General features: G+C 32.1%; 14 protein-coding genes. 10 read left to right on the forward strand and 4 right to left on the reverse strand.

Annotated features, from left to right (window positions below):
- The first annotated feature begins 19 nt into the window (after nt 1-19).
- From FDY99_RS07605 to ribA, 4 genes are read left to right on the forward strand one after another with little or no spacing between them, the layout of a single operon-like run.
- Nucleotides 20-235 (forward strand): twin-arginine translocase TatA/TatE family subunit, encoded by a 216-nt coding sequence (locus tag FDY99_RS07605; RefSeq protein WP_139420447.1) that lies wholly within the window; start codon nt 20-22, stop codon nt 233-235.
- Between the two features lie 16 nt (nt 236-251).
- Nucleotides 252-863: a DUF4254 domain-containing protein gene (locus FDY99_RS07610; protein ID WP_139420449.1), complete on the forward strand. Its 612-nt coding sequence runs from the start codon at nt 252-254 to the stop codon at nt 861-863.
- Nucleotides 860-1,309, forward strand: a complete 450-nt coding sequence (locus FDY99_RS07615) for a hypothetical protein (RefSeq protein WP_139420451.1) — start codon at nt 860-862, stop codon at nt 1,307-1,309. Before FDY99_RS07610 ends, FDY99_RS07615 begins: the two co-directional genes overlap by 4 nt.
- A gap of 13 nt (nt 1,310-1,322) precedes the next feature.
- Nucleotides 1,323-1,916, forward strand: coding sequence for a GTP cyclohydrolase II (ribA, locus tag FDY99_RS07620; protein ID WP_102979228.1), 594 nt, complete (start codon nt 1,323-1,325; stop codon nt 1,914-1,916).
- Nucleotides 1,917-1,998: 82 nt separating this feature from the next.
- Here ribA and FDY99_RS07625 read toward each other — a convergent pair whose 3' ends face one another.
- Nucleotides 1,999-2,514 carry a hypothetical protein gene (locus tag FDY99_RS07625; RefSeq protein WP_139420452.1) on the reverse strand — a complete coding sequence of 172 codons (516 nt, stop codon included), beginning with the start codon at nt 2,512-2,514 and terminating at the stop codon, nt 1,999-2,001.
- Between the two features lie 112 nt (nt 2,515-2,626).
- On the opposite strand from FDY99_RS07625, the gene FDY99_RS07630 reads away from it, so the two are divergent.
- From FDY99_RS07630 to FDY99_RS07650, 5 genes are all read left to right on the forward strand, one after another.
- The gene (locus tag FDY99_RS07630) at nt 2,627-4,357 is read left to right on the forward strand and encodes a glycoside hydrolase family 3 protein (RefSeq protein ID WP_139420454.1); all 1,731 of its coding nucleotides are present in this window, start codon (nt 2,627-2,629) and stop codon (nt 4,355-4,357) included.
- A 10-nt stretch (nt 4,358-4,367) separates the two neighbouring features.
- The gene (gene bshA / locus FDY99_RS07635; RefSeq protein ID WP_139420456.1) at nt 4,368-5,516 is read left to right on the forward strand and encodes an N-acetyl-alpha-D-glucosaminyl L-malate synthase BshA; all 1,149 of its coding nucleotides are present in this window, start codon (nt 4,368-4,370) and stop codon (nt 5,514-5,516) included.
- Nucleotides 5,517-5,792: 276 nt separating this feature from the next.
- Nucleotides 5,793-7,058, forward strand: a complete 1,266-nt coding sequence (locus FDY99_RS07640) for a DUF2851 family protein (RefSeq protein ID WP_139420459.1) — start codon at nt 5,793-5,795, stop codon at nt 7,056-7,058.
- A 4-nt stretch (nt 7,059-7,062) separates the two neighbouring features.
- Complete coding sequence (locus FDY99_RS07645; protein WP_034678114.1) at nt 7,063-7,284, forward strand: PspC family transcriptional regulator; 222 nt, start codon at nt 7,063-7,065, stop codon at nt 7,282-7,284.
- Between the two features lie 2 nt (nt 7,285-7,286).
- Nucleotides 7,287-7,799 (forward strand): GNAT family N-acetyltransferase, encoded by a 513-nt coding sequence (locus FDY99_RS07650; RefSeq protein ID WP_102979224.1) that lies wholly within the window; start codon nt 7,287-7,289, stop codon nt 7,797-7,799.
- A gap of 65 nt (nt 7,800-7,864) precedes the next feature.
- Here FDY99_RS07650 and FDY99_RS07655 read toward each other — a convergent pair whose 3' ends face one another.
- The 3 genes from FDY99_RS07655 to FDY99_RS07665 are packed head-to-tail and all read right to left on the reverse strand — an operon-like array spanning nt 7,865 to nt 10,212.
- The gene (locus FDY99_RS07655; RefSeq protein WP_139420461.1) at nt 7,865-8,677 is read right to left on the reverse strand and encodes a hypothetical protein; all 813 of its coding nucleotides are present in this window, start codon (nt 8,675-8,677) and stop codon (nt 7,865-7,867) included.
- Complete coding sequence (locus tag FDY99_RS07660) at nt 8,674-9,456, reverse strand: carboxypeptidase regulatory-like domain-containing protein (RefSeq protein ID WP_139420463.1); 783 nt, start codon at nt 9,454-9,456, stop codon at nt 8,674-8,676. The genes FDY99_RS07655 and FDY99_RS07660 overlap by 4 nt, the downstream gene beginning before the upstream one ends.
- A gap of 9 nt (nt 9,457-9,465) precedes the next feature.
- Nucleotides 9,466-10,212, reverse strand: coding sequence for a hypothetical protein (locus FDY99_RS07665; protein ID WP_139420465.1), 747 nt, complete (start codon nt 10,210-10,212; stop codon nt 9,466-9,468).
- 180 nt (nt 10,213-10,392) lie between these two features.
- On the opposite strand from FDY99_RS07665, the gene FDY99_RS07670 reads away from it, so the two are divergent.
- Entirely contained in the window at nt 10,393-13,545 is a 3,153-nt protein-coding gene (locus FDY99_RS07670; protein ID WP_139420467.1) for a UvrD-helicase domain-containing protein, read from the forward strand.
- The last annotated feature ends 53 nt before the right edge of the window (nt 13,546-13,598 follow it).

Below are 13,598 nucleotides of genomic sequence, written 5' to 3' on the forward strand. Positions count from 1 at the left end.
CTTTGCAAAAATTTAAGAAATGTATACATTAACAATACTCGCCTTATCTTGGCAGCACATCCTTATCGTTGCCATCATTCTTTTATTACTTTTCGGAGGTAAAAAAATCCCTGAATTGATGAGAGGTATGGGTTCTGGAATTAAAGAATTTAAAGATGCTATTAAAGAAGAAGACAAGCCGGAAGCAAAAACTACGGAGAATAATCCTTCAAACAATAATTCAAACAGCAACTAAATAATTCTTCATTTCAATGAATTTCACCGATACTGCCTGGAAGATCTTCAACCAATCAATTGAAGACTATCATGTATTAGACAGCGTTGAGACACCTGTGAAAAATCCTTTTGAAACAGACAGTTTGGAACGGATTTTGTATGCTAAAAACTGGATTGATACCGTTCAATGGCATTTGGAAGATATTATTAGAGATGAAAACATAGACCCTGTTGAAGCTCTTCAATTAAAGAGGACAATAGATTCTTCAAATCAAAAAAGAACTGATTTAGTGGAATTTATAGACAGTTGGTTTTTAGATAAATATAAAAATATTACTCCTAAATCTGATGCAAAAATAAATACTGAAACTCCAGCTTGGGCTGTTGACAGATTATCTATTTTGGCATTAAAGGTTTATCATATGTCGTTGGAAGCCAACAGAGAATCTGCTTCTGAAGAGCACCGTCAAAATTGCCAGGCAAAATTAGACGTATTGCATACTCAGAAAGAAGATTTGTCAACTTCAATTATTCAATTACTTACAGATATTGAAAACGGTGATGTTAAGATGAAAGTGTACAAACAAATGAAAATGTACAACGATGAAAGTCTTAACCCAATCCTTTACCAAAAGGAGCAAAAATGAGACGACTACTTTTTCTTGGAATACTTTTATTAATCACTTCTTGTGCCACTGAAAAGCTGAATTTATCGCCTTTATCAAACACATTCTCAAGTGAGGCAAAATCTGATTCTGAAGATTCAAAAAGTATAAGCATCAATATTACCGAAAATGTAAATGCCTCAGAAATCACTAATCTGATTTCTACTTTTCCTAAATTTACCAATACTGCTGTAAATGATGAAGTAATTACCTTAAAGTACACGCTTCAAAATTATCTGTATGCGATAGCTGCAGGGAATAATTCAGGTAAAAACAAGACCATTAGAGATCTGGAAAAATCTTACAAAAATATCCAAAAATTAAGAAAATATCTTAAAAAGGATGAAGATGAAGTATTAAACAGATATTTGGTAAGACTAAAAACTAATATTACCGTAATAGAAGATTCTGTAAACGGAAAAAAATAAACAAAACAATTCAATGATTAAAATTCAGGCGGAAGCTAATGTTCCTACAGAACACGGTAATTTCCGAATGATCGCTTTTTCGGAAGATGAAAATGACTGGATGCCGCACATGGCAGTAATCGCAGAAAATACAGATTTTTCTCAGCCTGTTAATGTACGTTTTCATTCTGAATGTATTACCGGAGAAGTTTTCCATTCAAAAAAATGCGAATGCGGGCAACAGCTTGATGCAGCAATGAAATATATGCATGAAAATGGCGGACTCATCATTTATCTTCGTCAGGAAGGTAGAAACATCGGAATCATCAATAAACTTAAAGCATATTCTCTTCAGGAAAAAGGTTTTGATACTGTACAGGCAAATCTGGAGCTTGGTTTACCTGCCGATGACAGAAATTTTGGTATCGCTATCGAAATTCTAAATCAACTGAAAATAGAAAATATCAACCTTTTAACCAATAACCCGGAAAAGGTAAAGTTTGTAAAGGAAAGCAACATCAACCTCAACTCGAGAGTTCCGTTGCAAATCCCTGCAAACGAAAATAGTAAAGAATATTTACAGACAAAAAAAGATTTCTTCGGTCATTTTTTAGATGACCAGAAATAATTTAAATCAAATAAATCAAAAGCGCCGAAAAGTAAATTTCCGGCGCTTTTTTATTATAAAAATTTGAAAAGATTCTGCTTAATTAGTATTTCGTAACTTTTGAATCGTTAATTTTAAAATACTTGATAACTGCATTATAATCGCTGTAATCAACTGGAGCTTGAGCACCTTTATTTACAATATCTGCAGGAACTAAAACAATTCTGAATTTTTGATTATTATAATAAATTGGCGTAGTCGTTACATCATAAGTTCCACCAATATAGATTTGCACATCATTTTTAGTAAAATCAAAATCATAATCTAATTCGTTACCATTGTTCAGGTAAATAGTTTTAGGAATTTGTTCCCAAACATTATTACTTCCGGAAAGATCTTTTAATCTATATACTAAAACCATATCAGAAGGCAATATGCTGATTGACTGATTAATATAATGTTGATCTGTGGTACTATTATATTGGAAACTTCTAGTAATCTCTATAACTCCTGCAACAGTGTCGTTATCTACGTACTGTACATTATCATCGTCATTATCGCAACTAACAGTAAATACACTGACAAATGCAAGCATTAAAAATGGAATAATTTTTTTCATTTTAAATAAGTTTTAATATTACTAATGGCGGAATCAAAACATATACCAAAAATCACAAAAACTTTAGTATTCATCATTTTTTTAATCGTATTTTTGTTCATATTCAAAAATCATGAAGAAATTAGTTTTTAATTTTCTCTTAATTACCGTTTCATTCAGTGTAAATCTTTCGGCGCAATATCAGCCAAAGGATATTTCAAAACATGATCTTAAAAAAGCAAAAGAATGGGTCAACCAAACTTACAACAGTCTTTCACAGGATGAAAAACTAGGCCAGCTTTTTATTGTGGCGCTCTACACCAATAAAGACGAAAACCATATTAATCAGGTAAGGAATATTGTTACAAACGATAAAATCGGCGGATTGATTCTGATGCAGGATGACGCAGCAAGAGAAATTAATCTTGTAAATGAATTTCAACAAAAATCAAAAGTCCCGTTAATGATCGGAATGGATGCTGAATGGGGGCTTTACCAAAGAATCAATACTGCTCACAAATTTCCTTGGGCAATGACATTGGGTGCTATTCAGGATAAAGATCTTATTTATAAGATGGCTGCGAAAATTGCCGAAGATTGCAAAAGAATGGGTATCAATTGGGATTTTGCACCTGTTGTTGATGTCAATACCAATCCAAACAATCCGATTATTGGAAACAGAAGTTTCGGTTCAGAAGTCTCTAATGTTACGCAGTCTGCATTATCTTATGCAAATGGTTTGCAAGACAACAATATTCTTGCGGCGATTAAACATTTTCCGGGACACGGTGATACCAATACAGACTCTCACCTCGATCTTCCCGTAGTTTCTCATAATTTAGATAGATTAAATAAAATAGAATTAGCACCTTTCAAAGCTTTGATGAATAAAGGAATTGGTGGCGTAATGGTTGCGCATTTGTACGTTCCAAGTTTGGAGTCAGGAAAAGGAATTCCTGCTTCTATTTCAAAAAATATTATCACCGGATTATTAAAAGAAAAGCTTAGTTACAAAGGTTTGATTATCACAGATGCTTTAAATATGGGCGCTGTAGCTAATAAATACAAACCGGGCGAACTAGATGCTTTGGCTTTCAAGGCAGGAAATGATATCATGCTTTTTTCTCAAGGTGTTTCGGAAGGTAAAAAACTCATTCAGAAAGCAATCGATAAAGGAGAAATTTCTCAATCGAGAGTTGAAGAAAGTGTGAAGAAAATTTTATTAACTAAATATCTTTTGGGTTTAAGCCAGTACACTCCAAAAAATCCAGAAAACGTTAATTATGACCTCAATAATGATTCGCATACAAAATTGGTTCAAAATCTTTATTCAAATGCTTTAACATTATTAAAAGACGAAAAGAAACTACTTCCTTTAAATTCTAATACAACATATTATTATGTTCCATTGGAAGAAGCTCCTTATCAGACTTTTGAAAATAGGTTGAAATTAGATGCTAAAATTATTGTTAAAAAAGCTTCAGAAATCAATACAATTCCTGCAAATTCTACGGTAATTGTAGGCTTTCATAAAGATAATTCTACAGCTTACAAACCTTACAAAATTTCAGCAGAGTCAAAAAAGATTTTATCGGAATTGACAAAAAACCAAAATGTGATTCTCAATATTTTTGGAAGCGCATATGCTTTGAAGGATATTGATCTATCTAAAGTTTCCACCGTTCTGGTTTCTTACGAAAACAACGATGATTCTATGACGGCAACTGCAGATGCATTTCGTGGAAAGACTACAATTTCAGGAAAACTTCCGGTTTTAGTTAATGATCAATTAAAACCTGGAATGGGAATGACTTTAGATCCATTTAAATTTTCAAAATCAACAGAATTCACCACTTCAAAATAACAACAGTACAATGAAAATAGGCATACTTTGCTACCCAACATACGGCGGAAGCGGAATTGTGGCAACAGAACTCGGAATGTCTCTCGCCAACAAAGGCTATGAAGTACATTTCATCAGTTCGGCACTTCCCGCAAGATTAGATATTACCAACCCGAATATTTTCTTTCATAAAGTAAATGTTCAAACCTACCCTCTTTTCCAATATCAACCTTATGACATTGCGTTGAGCTCAATGATTTACCGTGTTGTAAATCTTTATAAATTAGATTTACTTCATGCTCATTACGCCATCCCTTATGCTTATGCAGCTTTTACAGCTAAGCAAATGTTGAAGGAAGACAATAATGATATTCCTTTGGTGACCACGCTTCACGGAACCGATATTACTTTGGTGGGGCAACATCCAAGTTATAAACATGCGGTAGAATTTTCGATCAATCAATCAGATGCAATTACGTCTGTTTCAGAAAGTCTGAAAAAAGATACCTTACAGTTTTTTAATATCAAAAAAGAAATTCAGGTAATCACCAACTTTATAGATAATTCTGAATTTGATGAACTTAATGAATGTCAGCGAACTCAATTTGCCAATGAGGATGAAAAAATTCTGATTCACGTTTCCAATTTACGTCCGGTAAAACGTGTGGATGAAGTTTTACAAATCTTTAAAAATGTTGAAAAGAAAGTAAAATCTAAATTGATTATCATCGGTGAAGGTCCCGATATGGAAAAAGTAAATCAGTTCTTAGAAGAAAACCCTGATTTAATATCAAAAATCAGATTGTTAGGAAAAGTAAATGATCTGTATAGAATTTTACAGCTTTCAGATGTATTTTTACTTCCATCCGAGCAGGAAAGTTTCGGTTTGGCAGCTTTAGAAGCAATGGCAGCATATACTCCTGTAATCAGTTCAAATGCGGGCGGAATTCCTGAAGTAAATATCCAGGGCGAAACCGGATTTTTAGCAGAAATTGGTAATGTGGAAGCGATGAGTAATTATTGCATCAAACTTTTAAGCAACGATGAACTTTTGGCACAAATGAAAATGAATGCTAAAGAACAAGCTGTAAAATTTGATTTGAAAAACATTCTTCCTATTTATGAGGAGATGTACAAAACAACGATTACCAATTTCAAAAAGGAGCCTGCGAAAGCTTAAGCTTTTCTTAAAAATAAATTAAAATCCAGTGCTCTTGCTCTGGATTTTTTGTTTATAAATTTTATTACAAATACATAATTGAAAACATAGCTTTTCCTATTTTAAGAAAATTATTGATTCAGTTCAGCTCCTTCGGAGCTGAACCTTTGTAGAAAACATCAGTTAATCTACGAATCGCGGCGCTCCGTAGGAGCGCAACCTAAAAACCTCATTAAAAAAAATATCATTTCAAAAAATATTTTTCACTAAATTAGTTGTAACACAAAACCACAACTGATGAATGAAAAATTGCTTCAATACCTTTGGAATTTCAAAGTGTTTACTCATTTTAACTTCCAAGACACCGACGGAAATCTTATTGAAATTTTAGATTTTGGGAAATGGAATACCGATTCGGGACCGGATTTTCTGATGGCAAAAATCAAAATCAGAAATCTTATTCTTGCCGGAAATATAGAACTTCATGTAAAATCTTCCGACTGGATTTTTCATCAACACTCAAAAGATCCAGCTTATCAGAATATCATTTTGCATGTAGTTTTCCAAAATGATGTTGACATCAAAGAATTTAAAGACCAGAATATCCCGACCCTGGAATTGAGAGATCATATAGATAAAAATGTTTTTCAGAAATATGAGAATTTATTAAAAGAAAATCTTTTTATTCCTTGTGAAAAGGTTTTCAGCTCTACAAAAATCCCTGTTAATTTTCATGAAGAAAATTTGCTTAAAAAACTGGAAGAAAAATCTTTAGAAATAGAAGCAGATTTGCTGCGTCACAAAAATAATTATGAAGCCGTTATGTTTCATCATCTCGCCTACTCTTTCGGTTTAAAAGTCAATGCATCAATATTTAAACAGATTGCAGAAAGTATCGATTTCAATATCATCAATAAAATCCGGCAAAATAAAACACAGCTTGAAGCCTTACTTTTCGGAATTTCCGGCTGGTTAGAAAATCCACAAGATTCACAAATGAAAATATGGAAAAGAGAATTTGAGTTTCTTAAAGCAAAATATACTATTCCTGAAATTACAATTCATCCTAAGTTTCTTCGGTTACGCCCGCCAAACTTCCCTACAATTCGTTTACCACAACTCGCTGATCTTTATTTTCAGCATCAAAACTTATTCTCAAAGATGATTACTGCAGAAAATTCTAGTGTTTTACATCAAATTTTTAAAGACATAAAAGCTTCAGAATATTGGGACAATCATTTTAATTTTGGTAAAATCTCTACGATAAATCAGCCAAAAGTTTTAACGAAAGATTTCATTGAACTGATTATTTTAAATGCTATTCTTCCTATAAAATACACCTATCACAAATACCAAAATGAAAACATCAACGATGAAATTCTAAAATTCTACAACGAAATTCAGTCTGAAAAGAATTCAGTGATTATAGAATGGAAAAAATTAGGGGTAAAAATCAAAACCTCTTTAGAAAGCCAAAGCCTGATTTATCATTTTAAAAACTATTGCGAAGCAAAAAATTGCTTAAATTGCGGTATCGGATTTAAAATTTTAAAAGAATCTTAAAAAAATGTTTGATAATCTACGCCACAAAATGGAACGCGAATGGTTTGGTGTACTCACAAGAATGGGTGCCAAACTGGGAATTCCGGTTTCTAAACTGAGAGTTTTCTTTATTTATTCTACTTTTGCAACGGCAGGTTTTTTCTTTTTAATTTATCTTGGTCTGGCTTTTACTCTTTGGATTAAAGACATTTTTATCACCAGACGACCAAGCGTTTTTGACCTTTAATTATGGAATTTTTACAGATTACGTCACCCGATGATTATCGTGTGCAACAGATTTTTCACTCTTATTCAACGACTTTTCCAGAAGATGAAAGACGAGAATGGTCTCAATTTATCAAATTATTTGAACATCCGAATGTAAAAGTGATTTCTGTTTTAAATGATACAGAAAATATTGGCTACCTTATTATTTGGGAGTTGAGCAATTATGTTTTTGTGGAGCATTTTGAAGTGTTTTCAGAATTCAGAAATCAAAAATTAGGTTCTTACATTACCGATTATTTATTTAAAAATTATCCAAGAATTATTTTGGAAATTGAGCCTGAACATTTGAACGAAGATGCTAAACGACGTTTTTCGTTTTATCAGAGAAACGGCTTCAACCTGATTGACGAAATGTATGTACAGCCAAGTTATGGTGAAGGCAAAAAAAGCCTCAAACTTTGGCTTCTTGCCAATTACTCCCCTGAAAACTTAAAGGATGTGAAAGACGAAATTTATGATATCGTTTATCATTAAAATATAAATCCAGAGCATTAAAAAGCTCTGGATTTTTTATTACCACAAATTTCTAAATAATAAAATCAATCACTTAGTTTATTCAATTTAGAATATTCTACAAAAGCAGATTGAAGTTCACTCAGAATCGTAGCTGTATTAAAATCTTTACGGTATTTTTTCGAAAGATGATTTACTTTCTCTGCATAAGCCAGGAAATGATCTATTTTTTCTTCATCCATTCCGAACTTTTTAAATATACTCAAATCTACTTCTGCTTTTACTCTTGCAAGAAAATGTTGAGTTTCAACATAATTAGGTGTTGTAATTTTAGAACCTGTTGCTTTTTTTATTAATCCACCTACTTCTCCAAAAATTGTCAAAAGATTTACACTTACATGCCCTGCCTGAAAATCATGTACTCGAAAAGATTTTGAAATCTCATTTTTAGGAAGCGGTTCATTCAGCTCAGATTTCATGTAATCATTGATTGAAGATTGCAAAGCAGCAACTTTCTTAGAATCTTCCAAATGTTTACTGTCTTTACCTAAATTCCCAGTGGGTTTATAGTTAATTTCTACTTCCTGAATCAAGGTTTCAACTCTTACAAGCTGTATTTCTAATGGAGAATTGAATGTTTCTTTTTTAATAATTTTATCGATCCGGTAAAAACCTTGTTTTATAAACTTCACTTCATCATTTTCTTGTGCTTCAATAAAATAATCACCAGAAATATTGCTGTAGACTTTTGTATTTTTAGTGATATTAAAAACCAAAACGCCAGTTAGATTATTGTGATCTTCGTCCACAATTTTACCGGAAATATTCTGCTGTGAAAATGTAAAAATTACTAGCAGTAAAGCAATCAGTATTAAAAATTTTGCAAAAACTGTACTCATTTTTGCTCAACAGTATTATTATTTTGCTTGAGGCGTTCTACATAAATCGGAAGTACACTGTCTAAATTAAACATGACTCTATTTATATTTTTAGCTTTCACATAGGATCTTATTTCAGGCTTGATAAGAAAACTGAATTCTAAAAACTCCGGAATTCTTTCAGCAGGAATTCCGTCTTTCACAAAATATTCGTCATCAATTCTTTTTCTGATCCAGGTAATATCAAGCTGTACGTCTTCATATTTGTACCATCTTTTCTGCCTTCTGGATTTTCCGCTTATCAAATCAAAAACAGCTTGTATATCAACATTTCCAAAAGCAGCAGCCAATAAAACCTTCTTTACTTCCGCCGGAACTTCACGAGGTTTTTCAGGAGGTTTTGGAAGACCTATAGCTTTTTGAAGCTGTTCTTTTTTGTCGATTTTAGTCAGTCTTTTAGAATCTTTAGACAGATCTCCGGTTGTAGAAATTATTTCAACCTCTTCTATCTCTTCAGGAATTCTTACCAAAACAACATTGATTGGAGATTCCGCATTTACAACTTTTCTTGAAGCTCTTTCGTATCCTTTTTTGATAAATCTGATCTCATCTTTTTCAGAACCATCAATAGAAAATTCACCCAAAGAATTACTGTAAACCTTTTGGTCATTGGAAATATTGATGACCAAAACTGAGGTAACAATCATATCGTTCTCACTCAACGTTTTTCCCATTATTTTCTGCTGACCAAAGAAATGTATTGTAAGAAAAAAGAAAAATACAGCAAGATTTTTTCTCATCGTTTGTGTTTATTTTTGAATTTGTGGAGCTCGGTAAGAAGAAATCCGCATCAAAACTGCCCCTTGAAATCTTATCAGATCAGCATCGCTTACAAAACCATATTTCAAAATTTTCTGTCTTTCAAATCCGCCTGCAAGAACATAATTGATGAAGTGATTGATGAAAGGCTTTTCTATTTTTAAATCGGTAAAATACTGCTCACCCAAAGCATACGCAAGATAATTTGCCAAGTCAAGGTCATCCCATTTGTTTTTCACTTTTCCTATAGAAAAACCCTGCCCTTTTGGTTGCACAAATTCACCGGGTCTGGCTGCTAAAATTCTTGGATCAGATTTTTGTTTTAGATAATTATTAATTTCGGCTTTCAGTTTCTCAACTTTTTTGGGTGGGTTTAATGTTTTAGAATCTATTTTCAGATCTCCGCTGAGTCCTTTTTTGATTTCAACCTCAGCGATTAATTCTGCAGCCCTCAACAACTTTACGTTCATTGGTGATTCCAGATTTTCTTTGGAAACTTTTCGGTCAGTTCTTTCAAATCCGTTTTTAAAAAAACGAAGAATATCACCTTGTCTTCCGGAAATCATAAAATGACCGTCTCTGTTGGTAAGAACCTGCTCATCGGTCCGCAGATTGATAACCGTCACGTTTGGAACTTCAGACAAATCTTCAGACGAAATCTTCCCAAAAATATAGTTTTGAGCATTCATTTGAATGAAAGAAATTAGAGACAAAATAAAGAGTAGTTTATATTTCACAGATTATTGTTTATTAAGCAAAACTAAAGTTATTTTTCATTAACACAGCAAGTTTAACCAGACTTAACGGGTTTTAATATTTTTTTTGAATTTAAACTTCGAAACTGTTAAAATATCAGCTTCAAATTGTTAAATTTTCAATTAAATTTTATCTAAATTGCATAAAATCTTTCGTAAAAAATGTCAAACTCTTATACAGTAATCAACGCTTCAGCAGGTTCCGGTAAAACCTATGCTCTTGTACAGAGGCTTCTGATGATTTGTCTGAGATATCCGAATCAGCATCAATCCATCAGAAATATTTTGGCATTAACGTTTACCAACAAAGCCGCAAACGAAATGAAAGAAAGAATTCTTTCATGGCTCAACAAATTTACGGCAGATAATTATCGTGAGAATAATGATCTTAAAAACATTCAGAAAGCGTTCGAAAACGAAGGTCTGAAAATAACGATTGATGAGCTTCATCACCGCTCAAAAAAGCTTTTAGATTATATCCTGCATAATTATTCTACCTTAAATATCGGGACGATTGACCGTTTCAATTCTCGATTGGTGAGAAGTTTTTCTTATGAATTGGGTTTGGCTAAAAATTTTAATCTTGAAATTGATGCAGAACCATTTTTGATTGAAGCTGTCGACAAAATGCTAGATCAAATTGGGGAAAATGAGAATATTTCCAATTCGTTTATGGATTATGTGGATTATAGTCTGGAAAATAATGAAAGAATTAATCTGAATAAAAACCTTTACGATTCTGCGAAAGAATTTGTAAAAGACATTCATTACGAACATCTGAAAGACAATAAAGAATTTGATGATGAGAATTATGAAAACATCAAAAACACGTTAAGGAAAGAGATTACATTCAACAAAAAACAGTCTTTAGAATTAGCTTTACAATCCATCGAATTATTTAAATCAAGAAATATCGAGATTGAAGATTTTTCAGGAGGTAAAAAAAACGGATTAGCATTGTTTTTTATTGAAATTCAAAGATTTTATAATAAAGAAAGAGATAAATTTCCTTTTCCTTCCAACGAAGAGTCTGCTCAAAATAATTACTTAAAAGGTACTGCAACAAAATCAAAACATAAAGACTCAGAAATTTCAGAAATCCTAGAGCCACTTCTTGAAAACAGAATGAAACTCATTCTTCTGTTCATCGAAACTCAGAAAAAAGAAAAAATACTTTCTGCATTATTACCTCTAAAAGTCAACAAAGACATTCAGGATGAGCTGAGAAAAATTGAGGAAGAAAATGATTTGGTTTTGCTTTCAAAATTCAATATTCTGATTAATGAAAATCTTAAAAATGAGCCTTCAGCTTTTATTTACGAGAAAGTAGGTTCACAATTTCAACATTATTTCTTTGATGAATTTCAGGATACTTCAGAATTGCAGTGGCAAAATTTTGTTCCGTTAAGAGATCACAGTATTTCGACAGAAAATACTTCTTTTACTTTGGTAGGTGATCCGAAACAGAGTATCTATCGTTTTCGTGGTGGTGAAAGTAAACTGATGTTGGATATTATCAACAAAAAGGAATTCACGCCTAAAAAAGCTGAATTATTAGTTCTAAAGGACAATTGGAGAAGTGCTAAAAATATTGTTCAGTTTAATAATGAACTGTATCATTTTCATTCTTTAAACCTTGAAGAAGAGCATCAGCATATTTTTGGTGTTGATGGCGAACAAAATCCAAAATCAGGTATTAATGGAAGAGTAAAGGTAAATCTCATTGACAATTTAACCAATGAAGATTTCTACAATGATGTTTCAGATAAAATGCAGAAAGACATTCAGGAATGTCTGGATAACGGTTTCAGATTTTCAGATATTACCATTTTGTGCCGTGGAAATTTTGATATTTTTTCTTATTCACAAAAATTAGGAAATCTGAAAGTCAGTTACAATGGCGAAGAAACGAATATTAAAACGATTTCTGATAAAGGTTTGACTTTGGAATTATCAAATACTTTACTGGCTGTTGTTGAATTTTTGAAATGGGAAACCAATCCGAAAAACAAACCTCACCTTATTATGATGATGTTTTATCTCAACAGACTCGGAAGAATCAATATGCCGGATTTCACTTTAGAAATGAAAGAAATTCTGGCTTTAGAACAGCATGAAACCATCATTCAATTTATTGAAGAAAAGTATCATTTAAAACTAAAACAAGATCATTTTCCGAAATTTAATCTTTATAATTTTATTGAATATTACATCAACGAGTTTTCGATTGAGCATAAAGAAACCGATTTTCTGCTCAACTTTTTGGAAATGCTTTTTAATTTTACTCAAAATGCAGGAGCAAGTACCAAAGAATTTTTGAAATATTGGGACGAAGAAGCTTCAACGTATACGATTCAGGCTTCCGAAAATATCGATGCGATTCAGATCATGACGATTCACAAAGCAAAAGGTCTTGAATTTCCGGTCGTTTTTATTCCGATGATGAATAAAAACCGTGATTCTGAATTTAGCAACTGGTTTGAAACGGATGAAAAATCGGTTTTAAAATCTGTTAACATCAATCAGTTCAATAAAAATCTTGAAGTTTATGATGAAGGAATTGAGAAATTTAATCACGAAAATTCTTATAAAAATCTTGTTGATAGATTGTGTCTGCAATATGTTGCCACAACACGACCTGTAGAACAGTTATTTTTTTACCTTCAGAAACAAAATAAGACTTCGAATAATTTAGAAATTTTGGAGTTTATTCAATCTAAAAACCTTCAGGATCTTGATGAATTTGATTTGTATGAAACGTATCCTGAAATGTTGAAAAAACAAATTTCTCATAAAAAGTCTGAGTTTAAAACTGAAAATATTCAAACTCTGAGAAACGAGCATGAAAATACAAGTTCAATAAAAATAGCTACGCCTTCAAAAAATTATCAGGTAAGAAACGAGAAAGTAAGAATCGGACTTTTTGTGCATGAACTGCTTTCAAAAATAAATACTGAAAAAGATATTGATAAGGTTTTGGAAACGTATGTTTTGGAAGGTCAAATCACGCTTGAAGAAAAGGAAAATATTAAAGATGATCTCAAAAAAATCATTCATCAATATTCAGAATTTTTTGATGAAAAATGGAAAGTGATTAACGAAAAAGACATCATGATTTCTGAGAGAGGAATCAGCAGAATTTATCGTCCCGACAGAATTTTAAAAGGTGATGAAGGCTATATTATCGTAGATTTTAAAACCGGAATGGAAACCGAAAAGAACGATAAACAAATCGAAACCTACAAATCTGTTTTAGAAAACCTGGGAATGAAGGTGATTAAAACACAGCTGATTTATATTCCTGATAATTTATAAAATTTAAAAAAAGTTTCGGCGGCACCTTTGGTGCCGCCGAAACTCACAATTTC

Source organism: Chryseobacterium mulctrae (genome assembly GCF_006175945.1).
Taxonomy (GTDB): Bacteria; Bacteroidota; Bacteroidia; order Flavobacteriales; family Weeksellaceae; genus Chryseobacterium; species Chryseobacterium mulctrae.